The organism is Pseudomonas sp. BF-B-15 (assembly GCF_019946675.1).
GTDB lineage: Bacteria > Pseudomonadota > Gammaproteobacteria > Pseudomonadales > Pseudomonadaceae > Aquipseudomonas > Aquipseudomonas migulae.
Genome location: NZ_JAGYFZ010000068.1, coordinates 1 through 16,477, shown reverse-complemented (window position 1 = coordinate 16,477; position 16,477 = coordinate 1). Strand labels below are relative to the sequence as shown.

The window sequence follows — 16,477 nt, the reverse complement described above, 5'->3', positions numbered from 1 at the left end:
TCTAGGCTCAGCGGTGCCTGGTACACAGGGACAGTTGGCTGCCGGACGCAAATGAAACTGTGCGGGTCGCAGCAATAAATTGGCGATGTGCCGCTGATCGGCTGGCCAGGCGTTGCAAGTGGTTCATGCATAAGCTCATTGGATCCGCCAACAGCAGCCCCCATCAGGAGACCGCCATGTACGGCATGCGCGCCCAGGACAACGCCCCCGCCGTGCACTTTCGCAGTGACCGGATGTGTCGGGTGAATGGAGAGTTGTATTTCAGCACCCGGGAAAACACCCTGGAGGGGCCGTTTGAAAACCCGGAGGCGGCTGCACGGGAGATTGCGGCTTACATCGCGCGGATGCAGGTTCTGAGCGCCTGTCGATAGACCGAGGCGCCTTCATCGCGAGCAGGCTCGCTCCCACAGTGGATCAATGTCGCACACCTGATCCCTGTGGGAGCGAGACCGGCTTGCCGGCGATGGCGATGTAATAATCACCACAAACTTTAAGGCTTAACGCACCGCTTCAAACAACCCGGTCGCGCCCATCCCGCCACCCACGCACATGGTGACAATGCCGTAGCGCAATTTACGTCGCTGCAATTCCCGCACAAGATGCCCGACCTGACGCGACCCGGTCATGCCGAACGGGTGACCGATGGAAATCGAGCCGCCATTGACGTTGTACTTCTCGTTATCGATCCCCAGCCGGTTGCGGCTGTACAGGCATTGCGAGGCGAACGCTTCGTTGAGTTCCCACAGGTCAATGTCGGCCACCTGCAAACCCTTGGCCTTGAGCAGCTTCGGCACCGAAAACACCGGGCCGATGCCCATTTCATCCGGTTCGCAACCCGCCACGGTGAAACCACGGAAGAACGCCTTCGGCTTCAACCCCAGTTCCAGCGCTTTTTCCAGGCTCATCACCAGGGTCATGGACGCACCGTCGGACAGCTGAGACGAGTTGCCCGCCGTCACCGAACCGTCTTCGGCAAACACCGGCTTCAACCCCGCCAGACTTTCCAGGGTCGTGTCCGGACGGTTGCAGTCGTCGCGGTCAACGACGCCATCGAGGATCTGCACCTGCCCGGTGGCCTTGTCTTCAACCCGATACTTCACCGCCATCGGCACGATTTCGTCGTCGAACAGCCCGGAGGCCTGCGCCTGGGCAGTGCGCTGCTGACTTTGCAGGGCGTACAGATCCTGTTCTTCGCGGCTGACGTTGTAACGACGCGCAACGATTTCGGCGGTCTGGCCCATGGGGAAGTAGATGCCCGGCACCTGTTCTTTCAGCAGCGGGTTGATCAGGTTGTCGGTGTTGACGCTTTTCATGGTCAGGCTGATGGATTCGACACCACCGGCGACGATGATGTCGCTGCAGCCCGAAGCGATCTGGTTGGCAGCGATGGCAATCGCCTGCAAGCCCGATGAGCAGAAACGGTTGAGGGTCATGCCGGCGGTGCCGGTGCCCAGGCGCGACAGCACCGCAACGTTACGACCGATGTTGTAGCCCTGGGCGCCTTCGTTGGAGCCGGCGCCGACGATGCAATCCTCGACGCTGGCCGGGTCGATGCCCGAGCGCGCCAGCAGTGCATTGACGCAGTGGGCCGCCATGTCGTCCGGACGGGTCTGGTTGAACTTGCCGCGAAAGGACTTGGCCAGGCCGGTCCGCACGCTGTCGACGATCACCACTTCACGCATGGCATACCTCATTATTGTTGTCGGTTGAGAGTGGATCGAGCATAAGTCCAGCCGTGACCGGTCGCGACAATCATTCACCCCGCGTATGCGTCACCATCGGTTCAAGTCTTGGGCTTTTTCAGTTTCTTTTCATGCTTGTCGGACTTTTCGAACGCCGCTTCCAGCGCCTGGTTGAGCGTGCGCAAAACCTTGACCCGCGCCCAGCGCTTGTCGTTGGCTTCCACCAGCGTCCAGGGGGAAATTTCGGTGCTGGTACGGTCGACCATGTCGCCGACCGCGCCGCGATAGGCCTCCCATTTATCCCGATTGCGCCAGTCGTCTTCGGTGATTTTGAAGCGCTTGAAGGGGATCTGTTCGCGCTCTTCGAAGCGCTCCAGTTGCGTCTGTTTGTCGATGGCCAGCCAGAACTTGACCACGATCACTCCGGCATCGGCGATCTGCTCTTCGAAGTCGTTGATTTCACCGTAGGCGCGCAGCCAGTCGGCCGGGCTGCAAAAGCCTTCGATACGCTCCACCAGCACCCGGCCATACCAGGAACGGTCGAACACGGTGAATTTGGCCCGTGCCGGAATATGCCGCCAGAATCGCCACAGGTACGGATGCGCCCGCTCTTCTTCGGTGGGCGCAGCAATCGGCACGATGCTGTATTGCCGAGGATCGAGCGCGGCGGCCACCCGGCGGATCGCCCCGCCCTTGCCGGCCGCGTCGTTGCCTTCGAACACGGCGATCAAGGCGTGCCGGCGCATGCGTTTGTCACGCATCAAGCCGGAAAAACGCGCCTGCTCGGTGATCAGTTGCTCTTCGTAGTCTTCCTTTTCCAGGTGTTGGTTCAGGTCGAGGCTGTCGAGCAGGTTCACCAGATCGACACTGCTGGCCAATGGTGCGGCGCTGACTTTATCCGGGTGAATCTTCGGCCTTTTCAACGCGCCTTGCAGGCCTTCAAGCAGAATCTTGCCGACCGCCAGGCTCCGATAGCGCGGGTCCATCCCGGCGATCACATGCCACGGCGCATAGTCGCGGCTGGTGCGGCGCAGAATGCGTTCGCCATACTTGACGAACCTGTCGTAAGTCTCCGATTGCTGCCAGTCCAGCGGGCTGATGCGCCAGCTGTGCAGCGGGTCGTCGGCCAGGGCCTTGAGGCGGTCCTTCATTTGCTTCTTGGAAAGGTGGAACCAGAACTTGAAGATCAGCGCGCCTTCGTCGCACAACATCTTTTCCAGGCGTTCGGCACCGTTGATGCTCTGATCGAACCGGGGTTCCTTGATCACGCCATGAACCCGGGCCTGCAACATCTGGCTGTACCAGTTACCAAAGAAGATGCCCATGCGGCCCTTGGCCGGAAGCATCCGCCAGTAGCGCCAGGCCGGTGGTCGCGCCAGTTCTTCGTCGGTCTGCTGATCGAACGTGCGGACCTCGATCAGGCGCGGGTCCATCCACTCGTTGAGCAGCTTCACGGTCTCGCCCTTGCCGGCGCCTTCGATGCCGTTGATCAAAATGATCACCGGAAAGCGTTTTTGCTGCTGAAGTTCGAACTGTGCTTCGAGCAGTGCCTCACGCAGCGCCGGCACTTCGGCTTCATAGGTTTCTTTGTCGATGACGTGACCGATTTCAGCAGATTCGAACATGGGGCGGCTCCTTCCAGGATTGAACAAGACTAGCGGATTGACCTCTCCTGCGTGGGAGAAATCCCATTTTCACTGCCTGGCCAGATCCGGACGTTGCCATGGATCAAGCAGCGACTCGGCGATCGGCTAGAATGGTCGCCTTGCCGTTGCCGAGCCTGCCATGAAACCTGTACTGCCCCACGCCCAGCTCGACTGGGACGACCAAGGTCTCCCGCGCTCGCGGGTGTTCGATGATGTGTATTTTTCCAACCTGTCCGGGCTGGACGAAACCCGTTACGTCTTCCTCGAACAGAACGCGTTGCGTGAGCGTTTCGCGGCGTTGCCGGTGGGTGGGAAACTGGTGATTGGCGAGACAGGTTTTGGTACCGGGTTGAATTTCCTGTGCGCCTGGCAGTTGTTCGAGCAGCACGCGGTGGCCGGTGCGCGGTTGCATTTTGTCAGTGTCGAAAAGTACCCGCTGAGCCTGCCCGACCTGCAGCGGGCGCTGGCCTTGTGGCCGGAACTCAAGCCGTTTGCCGATCAACTGTTGGCGCAATACGTGGCGATCCATCAAGGTTTCCAGCGCCTGATCCTGGACCACGGACGCATCACGCTGACGCTGCTGATCGGCGATGCGCTGGAACAGTTGCCACAGCTGGACGCGCAGATCGATGCCTGGTTTCTCGACGGTTTCGCCCCGGCGAAAAACCCCGACATGTGGACGGCCGAACTGTTTGTCGAGCTGGCCCGACTCGCGGCGCCCGGCTCGACGATCAGCACCTTCACCAGCACCGGTTGGGTACGTCGTCTGTTGAATGCCGCAGGCTTCAAGATGAAACGCACGCCCGGCATCGGCCACAAATGGGAAATCCTGCGCGGGGTGTTTCTCGGTTGGCCTGAGGAGGTCACGAAGCCCGTCATGGCAAAACCGTGGTTTGCGCGTCCGGCCCCCCTGACCGGCGAACGTCGGGCCTTGGTGATTGGTGCCGGTCTCGCCGGTTGCGCGACAGCCGCCAGCCTCGCGGCGCGGGGTTGGCAAGTCAGTCTGCTGGAGCGCCACGGGGCACTGGCGCAGGAAGCCTCGGGCAATCCTCAAGGGGTTTTGTACCTCAAGCTTTCCGCCCATGGCACCGCGTTGTCACAATTGATCGTCAGCGGGTTCGGCCACACCCGCCGCTTGCTTGAGCAGTTGCATCGAGGTCTCGACTGGGACGATTGCGGCGTACTGCAACTGGCCTTCAATGCCAAGGAAGCGGAGCGTCAGGCGCAATTGGCCGCAGCGTTTCCCGAGGACTTGCTGCACACGCTCGATCAAGCGCAGGCCGAAATCCGCGCCGGCATCGCGCTGCAATCGGGTGGCCTGTTCTACCCCGAAGGCGGCTGGGTGCACCCGCCCGCCCTGTGCCAATGGCAAGCGGCGCACCCGAACATACAGATCCTGACCCATCACGATGTGCTGGAGTTGCGCCGAGCGCACGGACACTGGCAAGCCCTGGATGGCGAAACCGTGCTGGCCGATGCCCCGGTGGTGATACTGGCCGGCGCTGCCGAGATCAAGCGCTTCACTTACAGCAGCGAGCTGCCGCTCAAACGCATTCGTGGACAAATCACTCGCCTGCCACAGACCTCTGAAAGCGAGGCACTGGGCACCGTCGTCTGCGCCGAAGGTTATGTCGCGCCAGCTCGTTTGGGCGAACACACCCTGGGCGCCAGTTTCGATTTCAACTCCGATGACCTGACCCCGACCGCTGCCGAACATGCAGGCAATCTGCAAATGCTTGAAGAAATCTCGGTAGACCTGGTCGCTCGGCTCGGCGCAAATGCTTTGCAGCCTGAAGCACTTGAAGGCCGCGCAGCGTTTCGCTGCACCAGCCCGGATTATTTGCCGATTGTCGGCCCACTGGCCGACGGCCAGGCGTTCGCCGATGCCTACAGCGCCTTGAGCAAGGATGCCCGGCAAACCCCGGACATCCCTTGCCCATGGCTGGACGGTTTGTATGTCAACAGCGGCCACGGTTCCCGAGGGTTGATCACCGCGCCGTTGTCAGGCGAATTGCTCGCCGCGTGGCTGGATAACGAACCGCTGCCATTACCAAGAGCCGTGGCCGAGGCGTGTCATCCGAACCGCTTCGCCTTGCGCCGATTGATTCGAGGCAAATGAGGCACCTGGTTGCCGGGCATACCAGGTTTTGTACTTAAAGCCTTGGCACGCACCCAGCACCTTTATTACTTATCGATCTAAAACTCCCACGATCCCACCGGGTCAGTTTCTGAGTACCTGCCTTTTAGGCGCGGTATCGATTGACCCTCCCCAACGGAAAAACCGGTAAGGACTTTATGTGCGGATTAGCTGGCGAGTTACGCTTTGATCATCAACCTGCAGACCTTGCAGCCATTGAACGAATCACTCATCACCTGGCGCCTCGCGGCCCCGACGCGTGGGGCTTTCACAGCCAGGGGCCGATTGCCCTTGGTCATCGTCGCCTGAAAATCATGGACCTGTCGGACGGCTCGGCGCAGCCGATGGTCGACCATCAACTGGGCCTGTCCCTGGCCTTCAACGGCGCGATCTACAACTTCCCCGAACTGCGTACCGAACTTGAATCCCTCGGTTACGCCTTCTATTCCGGCGGCGACACCGAAGTGCTGCTCAAGGGCTACCACGCCTGGGGCGAAGCGCTATTGCCCAAGCTCAACGGCATGTTTGCCTTCGCTATCTGGGAGCGTGACGCCAAGCGCCTGTTCATCGCCCGCGACCGTCTCGGCGTGAAGCCGCTGTACCTGTCGCGCACCGGCCAGCGCCTGCGCTTTGCTTCTGCGCTGCCGGCGTTGCTCAAGGGCGGCGATATCAATCCGATCCTCGATCCGGTGGCGCTCAATCATTATCTGAACTTCCACGCGGTGGTCCCGGCGCCGCGCACCTTGCTGGCCGGCATCGAAAAGCTGCCGCCCGCCACCTGGATGCGCATCGAAGCGGACGGCACAACCGAGCAGAAAACCTGGTGGACCCTGCCCTACGGCCCACACGAGGATGAGAAAAATCTGACCCTCGAAGACTGGCGCGACCGCGTACTCGACAGTACCCGCGATGCGGTGGCGATTCGTCAACGGGCAGCGGTGGACGTCGGCGTGTTGCTGTCCGGCGGTGTCGATTCGAGCATGCTCGTCGGTCTGTTGCGGGAGGTCGGCGTGGAAAACCTGTCGACCTTCTCCATCGGTTTCCAGGATGCCGGCGGCGAGCGCGGTGACGAGTTCCAGTATTCGGACCTGATCGCCAGGCATTACGGCACGCAGCACCACCAATTGCGCATCGACGAACAAGAGATCATCGAGCAACTGCCCGCCGCCTTCCGCGCGATGAGCGAGCCGATGGTCAGCCATGACTGCATCGCGTTCTATCTGTTGTCCCGCGAAGTGGCCAAGCATTGCAAAGTGGTGCAAAGCGGCCAGGGGGCGGACGAATTGTTCGCCGGTTATCACTGGTATCCGCAGGTCGATGGCGCGGCCGATCCGTACGCGGCGTACCGCGATGCGTTCTTTGATCGCAGCTACGAGGATTACGCCGCCACCGTACAGCCGAAATGGCTGACCGCGAATGACGCCGCCGGCGACTTCGTGAAGGAACATTTCGCACAGCCCGGTGCCGATGCGGCGGTGGACAAAGCCTTGCGTCTGGACAGCACAGTGATGCTGGTGGACGACCCGGTCAAACGCGTCGACAACATGACCATGGCCTGGGGCCTGGAAGCGCGCACGCCGTTTCTCGACTATCGCCTGGTGGAATTGTCAGCCCGGGTGCCGGGCAAATTCAAACTGCCGGACGGCGGCAAGCAAGTGCTGAAAGAAGCAGCGCGACTGGTGATTCCGAGCGAAGTCATCGACCGTAAAAAGGGTTACTTCCCGGTGCCGGGTCTCAAGCATTTGCAGGGCGACACGCTGAACTGGGTGTGCGAATTGCTGCTGGACCCGAGCCAGGATCGTGGCCTGTTCAACCCGGCGATGCTCGACCGTTTGCTGACCGATCCACAAGGCCAGTTGACCCCGTTGCGCGGCTCGAAGCTGTGGCAATTGGCGGCGCTGAACCTGTGGCTCAGTGAACAAGGAATCTGATCAATGAAACCTCACGCCACGGCGTACAGCCAACGCTTGTTGCGCGGTCAGGCGCCCTCCTACGAACGCTTGCAGGCGCGTCTGGCTGAAGACGGCAGTGAACTCGGTACCGCGCCGATTGCCGTGCATTGCGGCTGGGGCCGGTTGTTGATCGGCCATACGTTCCCCGACCCGGCAAGCCTCGCCCAGGAGTTGCTCAATGAGCAACCGGGCGAACGGGACATCGCCCTCTATGTCGCCGCGCCCCAGCAAGTGCTGGGGCTGGAGCCGGCCCAGTTGTTTCTCGATCCGTCGGACACCTTGCGCTTGTGGTTCAGCGATTACCGGCAGGCGACCCGTGTGTTTCGCGGCTTTCGCATTCGTCGTGCGCAAGGCGATGCCGACTGGCAGGCGATCAATCAGTTGTATCAGGCGCGTGGCATGTTGCCGATCGACGCCCGTCTGCTGACCCCGCGTCATCTGGGCGGCCCGGTGTACTGGCTGGCCGAGGACGAGGACAGCGGCGCGGTGATCGGCAGTGTCATGGGCCTCAATCATCACAAGGCGTTCAACGATCCGGAAAACGGCAGCAGCCTCTGGTGCCTGGCAGTCGATCCGCACTGTTCGCGGCCCGGCGTCGGTGAAGTGCTGGTCCGGCATTTGATCGAACACTTCATGAGCCGTGGCCTGAGTTACCTGGACCTGTCCGTGCTGCACGACAATCGCCAGGCGAAAAGTCTTTATGCCAAGCTCGGTTTTCGCAACCTGTCGACCTTTGCGATCAAGCGCAAGAACGGCATTAACCAACCGTTGTTTCTCGGCCCCGGTCCTGAGGCCGAGTTCAACCCCTACGCGCGGATCATCGTCGAGGAAGCCCATCGGCGCGGCATTGATGTGCAGGTCGATGATGCCGAGGCCGGGATGTTTACCCTCAGCCACGGCGGACGGCGGGTACGTTGCCGCGAGTCGCTGAGTGACCTGACCAGCGCCATCAGCATGAGCCTGTGCCAGGACAAAAGCCTGACGCACAAAGTGTTGAAGGCGGCCGGTCTGAATCTGCCGAGCCAGCAACTGGCGGGCAACGCCGATGACAACCTGGCGTTTCTCGACGAACACGAGCGGGTGGTGGTCAAGCCGCTGGATGGCGAACAGGGTCAAGGGGTGGCGGTGGATCTGCGGACCATCGAAGACGTCCAGCAAGCCATCGAATCAGCCCGTCAGTTCGACAGCCGCGTGCTGCTGGAAAGCTTTCACGAAGGCCTCGACCTGCGGATTCTGGTGATCGGGTTTGAGGTGGTGGCGGCGGCGATTCGCCGGCCGGCCGAAGTGGTGGGCGACGGGCAGCATTCCATCGGTGCGCTGATTGACGCCCAGAGTCGGCGTCGGCAGGCGGCCACCAGCGGTGAAAGCAAAATCCCGCTGGACCACGAGACCGAACGCACGTTGCAGGCAGCGGGTTACGACTACAGCAGCATTCTGCCGGCGGGTGAACATTTGTTCGTACGGCGTACGGCGAATCTTCATACCGGCGGTGTGCTTGAAGATGTCACGGCGATCCTGCATCCCACGCTGGCGGAGGCCGCCGTGCGCGCGGCGCGGGCGCTGGATATTCCGATGGTCGGGCTCGACCTGATGGTGCCGGCGGCGGATCAGGCGCAATACGTGTTTATCGAAGCCAATGAACGCGCCGGCCTGGCCAACCATGAGCCGCAGCCGACGGCCGAGCGGTTTGTGGATCTGTTGTTTCCGCATAGTCAGCCGGCGGTCTCTTAGTGATGTGGTGCCTGAACCGGCCCCTTCGCGGGCAAGCCTCGCTCCTACAGGAATGGGTGCTTTTGTAGGAGCGAGGCTTGCCCGCGAAGACGGCCTCACAGACACCGCAAATTACCCTCATCGAAACCATCGATGCGCTCAACTCATCAGGAGTTTCCATGACCCATAAAATCCCGGAACCCGACCTCAACTACCTGCAAAAAGTCCTCTTGGAAATGCTCGCCATTCCGAGCCCGACCGGTTTCACCGACACCATCGTGCGTTACGTCGCCGAGCGGCTCGAAGAGCTGGGCATTCCTTTCGAGATGACTCGCCGCGGCACCATCCGCGCCACGCTTAAAGGCAAGAAAAACAGCCCCGACCGCGCCGTTTCCGCCCACCTCGACACCATCGGCGCCGCCGTTCGCGCAGTGAAAGACAACGGTCGCCTGACTCTGGCGCCGGTTGGCTGCTGGTCCAGCCGTTTCGCCGAGGGCAGCCGCGTCAGCCTGTTTACCGACAACGGCGTTATCCGTGGCAGCGTGTTGCCGCTGATGGCGTCCGGGCATGCGTTCAACACGGCGGTGGACGAGATGCCGATCAGCTGGGATCACATCGAACTGCGCCTCGACGCGTACTGCGCGACCCGCGCCGATTGCGATTCCCTGGGGATCAGCGTCGGCGATTTCGTCGCGTTCGACCCGTTGCCGGAATTCACCGAAAGCGGCCACATCAGCGCCCGTCACCTCGACGACAAGGCCGGCGTTGCCGCGCTGCTGGCGGCACTTAAAGCGATCGTCGACAGTGGCGCAGAGCTGATGATCGACTGTCATCCGCTGTTCACCATCACCGAGGAAACCGGCAGCGGTGCAGCGGCGGCGTTACCGTGGGACGTCAGCGAATTCGTCGGCATCGACATCGCACCGGTCGCGCCCGGCCAGCACTCCAGCGAACATGCGGTCAGCGTGGCGATGCAGGATTCTGGCGGGCCTTATGACTATCACTTGTCGCGGCACTTGCTGCGACTGGCCAGCGACAACGAGTTGCCGGTGCGCCGCGACCTGTTTCGCTACTACTTCAGCGATGCGCATTCGGCGGTCACCGCCGGCCATGACATTCGCACCGCCCTGCTCGCTTTCGGATGCGACGCGACTCATGGCTACGAGCGCACCCACATCGACAGCCTCGCGGCACTCAGTCGCCTGCTCGGCGCCTACATCCTCAGCCCGCCGGTGTTCGCCAGCGATGCGCAACCGGCCAAGGGTTCGCTGGACCGGTTCAGTCATCAGATCGAACATGACACGCAGATGGAAAGCGATACGCGGGTGCCTTCGGTGGATAGCCTGGTGGGGCAGCGGTCGGATAGCTGATCCGGAATTTTCATTGCCTGGGCTGACTCCTTCGCGGGCAAGCCTCGCTCCTACAGACTTTGCGTCGATCCGAAGTAATGTGATCAACGCGAAACCTGTAGGAGCGAGGCTTGCCCGCGAAGGCGTCAGCCCAGGCAACACATCGGGTCCAGACTAGCCGCCACCCATCATTCGCCGTAGCATCGCGCCATTGTTTAGCCGAGGTGCCTATGCTGATTCCCCACGACCAACTTGAAGTCGACACCCTGACCCGCCTGATCGAGGATTTCGTGACCCGTGACGGCACCGACAACGGCGATGACACGCCGCTGGAAACCCGCGTATTGCGTGTTCGCCAGGCCCTGACCAAAGGTCAGGCGCTGATTGTCTTCGACCCGGAAAGCGAGCAATGCCAGTTGATGCTCAAGCACGACGTGCCCAAGCATCTGTTCGACTGACGCCTTCATCGCCCTTTTGTTTTTGCCAGTTTGACCTGGATGCGCTTGTAGACTTCAGCACGGTGCACATTGACGCTTTGCGGCGCGTCGACGCCGAAGCGCACCGTGTTGCCGTTGACGGCGACAATACGCACCGAAATGTCGTCACCGATGGAAATCATTTCGCCCACAACGCGGCTGAGTACAAGCATGGCATTCGTCCTTCAGGGTTATCGAACCCTGAAGATGCCCGGCACACGGCGGGCCTTCAATGCGACGAGGGCAAAACAGTCCCGCCCTACAGCGCCAGGCGAACACCTCTTAAGGAAACGTCTTACAAACCGTGGCTTTGCTTCAGGCAGCGGAAAAACGCGGGCCAAACAGGATGACGCTTGCGCCGATCACACACAGCGCCACGCCGATCCAGTCAGAGCCGAGCGGGCGAATCCGTTCGACCACGGCCAGCCAGCCAATCGACGCAATGATGTAGATGCCACCGTAGGCGGCATAAGCCCGCCCCGCGTAGCTCGCCTCGACACGGGTCAGCAGCAGCGCGAACAAGGTCAGGCTGAGCAGCGCCGGCACCACCCACCAGACGCTTTTGCCTTGGCGCAACCACATCCAGAAGGCAAAGCAGCCGGCGATTTCAAACAGCGCGGCAAGAAAAAACCACAGGTAATTGAGCATGCGAACGTCTCGCGAGGATGACCGATGGCGGCCACCCTAACGGCGACGTTGTGCGCGGGCAAGTTCAGCCTGCGGTCTGTTTGGCCTTGGCGCGCATTTTATCGGCCATGAGGGTCATTTCGTCGTAGAGCAGTTGCGGGTTCTTCTGCTTCAGCGCCCAGGCCATACGGCCCTGTTCGTGGGGCAGGATCATGAATTCGCCGGCGGCGACGTGCTGATAGATGTAATCGGCAATGTCGGCCGCACTAATCGGCGAACTTTCCAGCAACTTGCCAACCTGCGCTTTCATGGCGGGTGTCGGACCACGGAAAGAGTCCAGCAGGTTGGTCTGGAAGAACGACGGGCACACCACATGCACGCCAACTTCCTGGTGCGCCAGTTCGATCAGCAGGCTTTCGGACAACGCCACCACACCGGCCTTGGCCACGTTGTAGTTACTCATCGCCGGGCCTTGCATCAGGGCGGCCATCGACGCGATGTTGATGATCTTGCCTTTGCTTTTTTCCAGCAGCGGCAAGAACGCCTTGCAACCCTTGACCACGCCCATCAGGTTGATCGCGATCTGCCAGTCCCAGTCTTCCAGGGACAGCTCGCTGAAGAACCCGCCCGAGGCGACACCGGCGTTGTTGACGATGACATCGATGCCGCCGAGCTTGACTTCACAGGCTTGGGCGAACGCGGTGAGCTGACTGTAATCGCGCACGTCGCAACGCTGGATAAAGCCATCGCCGCCGGCTTCGCGAACCAGTTTCAGGGTTTCCTGCAGACCGGGTTCGCTGACATCCGACAAAGCCAGTTGCCAGCCTTCACGTGCCCAGCGCAGCGCGATTTCGCGACCCAGGCCCGAGCCCGCGCCAGTGATCATCATGCGATTTTGCATAGCAAACAGCCTTGTTGTTCCGGGGAAGATGCGTCGAGTGTAGCGAAGGACCTTGCCCGACCCACGCTCCATCAGATTGCTGAATGGCGCGAGCAAACCGTGAGCGCGCCTGTATCAACCAGGCCCCTGAAAACGAAATAAGCCTTTCTTCGAAAAACATTAAAAAAACTTGGAATTTTCTTTCAAGTGCACCAGTCGGAATTTACAAGCAGCTCGGGTTTATTGCAGTCCAGCTGACAATTAACACCAGGCAATTTCAGAACACTTCCGACAAGGAAATAGACATGGGCACAATACTAATCATTATTCTGATCCTCCTGCTGGTAGGTGGTCTGCCGGTCTTCCCTCATTCCAGAAGTTGGGGTTATGGCCCGTCGGGTATCATCGGCGTGGTGTTGGTGGTGCTGTTGATTTTGCTGTTACTCGGCAAGATATAAAGATCTGACAGGCAAAAAAAAAGAGGCCCTTGAAGGGCCTCTTTTTTATTGCGTCAACGCTTAGTCCGGCTTGCCGTCAACGACACCGGCGGTGTTGTCGATCAGGCTCTTGGTCGCCGTTTGCAGGAACGCTTCGAGCTTGAGTTTCAGCTCGGCAGTGCGAGGTGCATTCGGTACGATCTCGGCGTGAGGTGTCGCGCCCAGTTCGTACTGATACATCTTCGGCTCCATTTCCTTTTCTTTCGGCAAGACCAGAATCTGATCCGCCGTGACAATGGCCGTGGTCTGTTCGCTGCCCGACGGTTTGATCACGCCAAAACCGGTGTCGCCTTCCGGCAGGTCGAGCAGATCACGTCCCCAGCACTGATGACGCACTTCGCCACCGATGCGACCCATTATGGTCGGTACGATGTCGATTTGAGTGCCTACCGTGTGGTCAAGTTTGCCGAATTTGTCCTGGATGCCGGGAGCGATCATCAGCATCGGCACGTTGAAACGACCCAGGTCCATTTCGGTGATCTGGCGCTCGTTGCCGAAACCGTGGTCACCGACGATGACAAACAGGGTTTCCTTGAAGTAAGGCTCCTTGCGGGCCTTTTCAAAGAACTGACCGAGCGCCCAGTCCGCGTAACGCATGGCGGTCAAATGCTCGTTCAGGCTGCCACGATCGGTCACGCGCTCGACCGGCAATGGCGTCGGCAAGGCGTATGGCGTGTGGTTGGACAGGGTCTGCAGCAAGGCATAGAACGGCTTGCCGTTTTCCCGTGCCTTGAGCTCGACCAGACCACGGTCGAACATGTCCTGGTCGGACACACCCCAGGTCGGATCGGAGAACACCGGGTTGACGAAGTCGTTACGACCAATGAAGTTGGTCATGCCCTGGCTGCTGAAGAAACCCGACTGGTTATCCCAGGCGAAGTCGCCGTTGTAGACGTACACGTCGTCATAGTCGCGGGCGCTGAGCAATTGCGGGAGGCCGGACAGTTTGTGGCTGCCTTCCGGGGTCTGCATCAGGTATTCGAAACCCGGCAGGTTCGGGAAGCAGGCCATGGTGGCGAACATACCCTGGTGGGTGTGGGTGCCGTTGGAGAAGAAGCGGTCAAACAGCAGGCCTTCCTTCGACAGCTTGTCGAGGTACGGCGTGATGTTGCCCGGTGCACCGAGGGCGCCGACCGAGTGACCGGCCATGCTTTCCATCAGGATCACGACGACGTTCTTGATCGGCAGGGTCTTGTCGGCCGGCGGCGTGTAATCGCGACGCACCGCTGCGGTCTCGGCATCCACCAGTTTGTCGTTCGGCATCACCAGCATGTCACGCACGATTTGCTGAGCTTGCGGCTGTGGCAGCGTGGCTTTCCAGATGTTGTCGCGATCTTCGGACATCCGGCTCTTGGCCGCCGCGACCAGCGACAATGTGCCGTTGAGGCCCAGCTGGTTGGCGAAGTTGGAGTCGGTGGTGTAGACGTCACCCCAACGCAGTGGCGGGCCTTGGCGCAGAGTGCCGCGAGCCGCGACCACGCAGACCAGCAGGCACACCACGAACACGACAATGCGCGCATACCACGGGGCGATCTGACGCGTGCCGATGCTGCCGCCACTGAAGGGGCCGCGAGGACGGGTGGCACGGTCGGCGCCCTTGAACGCCAGGGTCAGGATCAACGTGCCCACGGCCCAGGCCAGCAGGTAGCGAACCACCGGGAATCCGTACCAAAGCATGCTCATTACGGTTTTCGGGTCTTCCTTCACGTACTGGAAGACCAGGCCGTTGAGGCGCTGGTGGAACTCGCGATAGAAGTCCATTTCCATCAGGCCGAGGAACAGCGCGATGCTCGAAGCGATGGTCAGCCAGAAACGGAAGAACCCGCGGGCCGCCATGGCCCGGGCGCTGAACAGCGCCAGCAACAGCGGAATGCTGAGGTAGACCACCAGGCGCAGGTCGAAGCGCAGGCCGTTGGCGAACGCTTCGAAGAAGGTCGAGGCCGGGGTGTCGAGGATCATCTCGCGGTTGTAGACCAGCAGCGCGACGCGCAGCAGGCTGAACATGACCATCATGACCAGGGCACACAGCAGCGTGTAGGCCAGATGCGATTTGACGGTCGGTTGCAGCAGGCGACTAGAAGCTCGCTGCTGACTCAGGGCGTCCGGGATTGCCATGTCGTTTTAGGACCCATTGGAAGTTGAAGTTTCAAAATTACAGCTGCGCCCTGCCCTCTGTTGGCCAGTTCTCGGCCCCGGGGTTTGCGCGGTGCGCAAATGTTGCACGATCAACCGCGGCATTGCCATTGATTACTGATCTGCACGGCTGGCGCGGGCGAATTGTCTTGGAGGCTTTGTGAAAATTTTGTGTAGTGCATATTCGGAAACACAATAAAGTCTTTCAGAGTCCATAAGTTGGGTGTGGGCATATCCGTTTCTGCGGTAACGGCGGCTGGCGGTTTCGCTTTTACAGCGAGTCACTTTGGAAAAGCCCCAAAGTAACCAAAGGGCTCTTGCCCCTTTCGTTCGGTGCCTCGCTGTGGCTCGGCATGCCCTCGCTCCGGTCCTGCTCCGTGGGCCCGCCGCCATCGGCCATCCATGGCCGGGGGCGGCTAACCCGGCATCCATGCCGGGTTGCCCACTACGCAGAACCTCCGCTCGGCCTCTCGAGGGGGCGACTACCGCCACAGCCGCCGAGGCGGCCTGAAAGCCGACCTGGCTCCTCAGTCGTGTGCACTCTCCCGCACTGTGGTGGCGGCACTAGTCTTGGATGTTTGCACATTCCCTCTGTAGGAGCCGGCTTGCTGGCGATAGCGGTGGATCAGTCATCTGTTTATTGACTGGACAGACGCCATCGCCAGCAAGCTGGCTCCTACAGGGGAAATGCATAGGTGTCTGGATGAATACGATCAACTGTAGGAGCCGGCTCGCCGGCGATAGCGGTGGGTCAGTCAACCTGTTTATTGACTGGACGGACGCCATCGCCAGCAAGCCGGCTCCTACAGGGGAAATGCATAGGTGTCTGGATGAATACGATCAACTGTAGGAGTCGGCTTGCCGGCGATAGCAGTGGATCAGTCACCTGTTTATTGATTGAACGGACGCCATCGCCAGCAAGCTGGCTCCTACAGGGGAAATGCATAGGTGTCTGGATGAATACGATCAACTGTAGGAGCCGGCTTGCTGGCGATAACGGTGGGTCAGTCACCTGTTTATTGACTGGACGGACACCATCGCCAGCAAGCCGGCTCCTACAGGGGAAATGCATAGGTGTCTGGATGAATACGAGCAACTGTAGGAGCCGGCTTGGCGGCGATAGCGGTGGGTCAGTCAACCTGTTTATTGAATGGACGGACGCCATCGCCAGCAAGCCGGCTCCTACAGGGAATCGCGTACGCTTTTGATTTCCACCACTCATCAGGTCGAGCGTTAGCTCGCCTTCAGCTTTTGATCTGAGCGCCCCCTCGAGAGGCCGAGCGCAGGTTCTGCGCAGTGGGCAACCCGGCATGGATGCCGGGTTAGCCGCCCCCGGCCAGGGATGGCCGATGGCGGCGGGCCCACGGAGCAGGACCGGAGCGAGGGCA

At 60.7% G+C, this 16,477-nt stretch carries 13 protein-coding genes; 7 read left to right on the top strand and 6 right to left on the bottom strand.

Translation table 11 applies throughout. The annotated features are described in order from the left end of the window. Positions 1 to 176: 176 nt before the first annotated feature. On the top strand, positions 177 to 371 hold the full coding sequence (locus KGA97_RS20285) for a DUF6316 family protein (protein ID WP_223481362.1): 195 nt from the start codon (positions 177 to 179) through the stop codon (positions 369 to 371). Between the two features lie 126 nt (positions 372 to 497). On the opposite strand, the gene KGA97_RS20280 is transcribed toward KGA97_RS20285, so the two are convergent. Beyond that, positions 498 to 1,682, bottom strand: a complete 1,185-nt coding sequence (locus KGA97_RS20280; RefSeq protein ID WP_223481361.1) for a thiolase family protein — start codon at positions 1,680 to 1,682, stop codon at positions 498 to 500. Between the two features lie 101 nt (positions 1,683 to 1,783). After that, the gene (pap, locus tag KGA97_RS20275) at positions 1,784 to 3,307 is read right to left on the bottom strand and encodes a polyphosphate:AMP phosphotransferase (RefSeq protein WP_223453139.1); all 1,524 of its coding nucleotides are present in this window, start codon (positions 3,305 to 3,307) and stop codon (positions 1,784 to 1,786) included. A gap of 160 nt (positions 3,308 to 3,467) precedes the next feature. Here pap and mnmC point away from each other — a divergent pair, with 160 nt between their 5' ends. From mnmC to KGA97_RS20250, 5 genes are all read left to right on the top strand, one after another. Beyond that, positions 3,468 to 5,447 carry a bifunctional tRNA (5-methylaminomethyl-2-thiouridine)(34)-methyltransferase MnmD/FAD-dependent 5-carboxymethylaminomethyl-2-thiouridine(34) oxidoreductase MnmC gene (gene mnmC, locus KGA97_RS20270; RefSeq protein ID WP_223481360.1) on the top strand — a complete coding sequence of 660 codons (1,980 nt, stop codon included), beginning with the start codon at positions 3,468 to 3,470 and terminating at the stop codon, positions 5,445 to 5,447. Positions 5,448 to 5,623: 176 nt separating this feature from the next. Further along, a complete protein-coding gene (locus tag KGA97_RS20265) occupies positions 5,624 to 7,396 on the top strand; it encodes an N-acetylglutaminylglutamine amidotransferase (protein ID WP_223481359.1) in 1,773 nt (590 codons plus the stop codon). Between the two features lie 3 nt (positions 7,397 to 7,399). Then, on the top strand, positions 7,400 to 9,148 hold the full coding sequence (ngg, locus tag KGA97_RS20260) for an N-acetylglutaminylglutamine synthetase (RefSeq protein ID WP_223434633.1): 1,749 nt from the start codon (positions 7,400 to 7,402) through the stop codon (positions 9,146 to 9,148). Positions 9,149 to 9,306: 158 nt separating this feature from the next. Beyond that, positions 9,307 to 10,497: an osmoprotectant NAGGN system M42 family peptidase gene (locus KGA97_RS20255; RefSeq protein ID WP_223481358.1), complete on the top strand. Its 1,191-nt coding sequence runs from the start codon at positions 9,307 to 9,309 to the stop codon at positions 10,495 to 10,497. A 209-nt stretch (positions 10,498 to 10,706) separates the two neighbouring features. Beyond that, complete coding sequence (locus KGA97_RS20250; RefSeq protein ID WP_003199186.1) at positions 10,707 to 10,934, top strand: YheU family protein; 228 nt, start codon at positions 10,707 to 10,709, stop codon at positions 10,932 to 10,934. 5 nt (positions 10,935 to 10,939) lie between these two features. Here KGA97_RS20250 and csrA read toward each other — a convergent pair whose 3' ends face one another. The 3 genes from csrA to KGA97_RS20235 all read right to left on the bottom strand — a co-directional run bounded on the left by csrA (position 10,940) and on the right by KGA97_RS20235 (position 12,480). Then, the gene (csrA, locus tag KGA97_RS20245) at positions 10,940 to 11,125 is read right to left on the bottom strand and encodes a carbon storage regulator CsrA (RefSeq protein WP_008034548.1); all 186 of its coding nucleotides are present in this window, start codon (positions 11,123 to 11,125) and stop codon (positions 10,940 to 10,942) included. Positions 11,126 to 11,267: 142 nt separating this feature from the next. Continuing rightward, on the bottom strand, positions 11,268 to 11,600 hold the full coding sequence (locus KGA97_RS20240) for a YnfA family protein (protein WP_008034549.1): 333 nt from the start codon (positions 11,598 to 11,600) through the stop codon (positions 11,268 to 11,270). 64 nt (positions 11,601 to 11,664) lie between these two features. Next, positions 11,665 to 12,480, bottom strand: coding sequence for an SDR family oxidoreductase (locus tag KGA97_RS20235; RefSeq protein WP_008034550.1), 816 nt, complete (start codon positions 12,478 to 12,480; stop codon positions 11,665 to 11,667). A gap of 278 nt (positions 12,481 to 12,758) precedes the next feature. Here KGA97_RS20235 and KGA97_RS20230 point away from each other — a divergent pair, with 278 nt between their 5' ends. Next, positions 12,759 to 12,917 carry a DUF3309 family protein gene (locus KGA97_RS20230; RefSeq protein ID WP_174602692.1) on the top strand — a complete coding sequence of 53 codons (159 nt, stop codon included), beginning with the start codon at positions 12,759 to 12,761 and terminating at the stop codon, positions 12,915 to 12,917. A gap of 60 nt (positions 12,918 to 12,977) precedes the next feature. Here KGA97_RS20230 and KGA97_RS20225 read toward each other — a convergent pair whose 3' ends face one another. Beyond that, positions 12,978 to 15,071 (bottom strand): LTA synthase family protein, encoded by a 2,094-nt coding sequence (locus KGA97_RS20225; protein WP_192420936.1) that lies wholly within the window; start codon positions 15,069 to 15,071, stop codon positions 12,978 to 12,980. Positions 15,072 to 16,477: the final 1,406 nt, after the last annotated feature.

Excerpts from the sequence above, each read along its gene's own strand:
- KGA97_RS20255 (WP_223481358.1), top strand. The coding sequence starts at position 9,307 with ATGACCCATAAAATCCCGGAACCCGACCTCAACTACCTGCAAAAAGTC.
- pap (WP_223453139.1), bottom strand. The coding sequence starts at position 3,307 with ATGTTCGAATCTGCTGAAATCGGTCACGTCATCGACAAAGAAACCTAT.
- ngg (WP_223434633.1), top strand. The coding sequence starts at position 7,400 with ATGAAACCTCACGCCACGGCGTACAGCCAACGCTTGTTGCGCGGTCAG.
- mnmC (WP_223481360.1), top strand. The coding sequence starts at position 3,468 with ATGAAACCTGTACTGCCCCACGCCCAGCTCGACTGGGACGACCAAGGT.
- KGA97_RS20280 (WP_223481361.1), bottom strand. The coding sequence starts at position 1,682 with ATGCGTGAAGTGGTGATCGTCGACAGCGTGCGGACCGGCCTGGCCAAG.
- KGA97_RS20225 (WP_192420936.1), bottom strand. The coding sequence starts at position 15,071 with ATGGCAATCCCGGACGCCCTGAGTCAGCAGCGAGCTTCTAGTCGCCTG.
- KGA97_RS20235 (WP_008034550.1), bottom strand. The coding sequence starts at position 12,480 with ATGCAAAATCGCATGATGATCACTGGCGCGGGCTCGGGCCTGGGTCGC.
- KGA97_RS20285 (WP_223481362.1), top strand. The coding sequence starts at position 177 with ATGTACGGCATGCGCGCCCAGGACAACGCCCCCGCCGTGCACTTTCGC.
- KGA97_RS20265 (WP_223481359.1), top strand. The coding sequence starts at position 5,624 with ATGTGCGGATTAGCTGGCGAGTTACGCTTTGATCATCAACCTGCAGAC.
- csrA (WP_008034548.1), bottom strand. The coding sequence starts at position 11,125 with ATGCTTGTACTCAGCCGCGTTGTGGGCGAAATGATTTCCATCGGTGAC.
- KGA97_RS20240 (WP_008034549.1), bottom strand. The coding sequence starts at position 11,600 with ATGCTCAATTACCTGTGGTTTTTTCTTGCCGCGCTGTTTGAAATCGCC.
- KGA97_RS20250 (WP_003199186.1), top strand. The coding sequence starts at position 10,707 with ATGCTGATTCCCCACGACCAACTTGAAGTCGACACCCTGACCCGCCTG.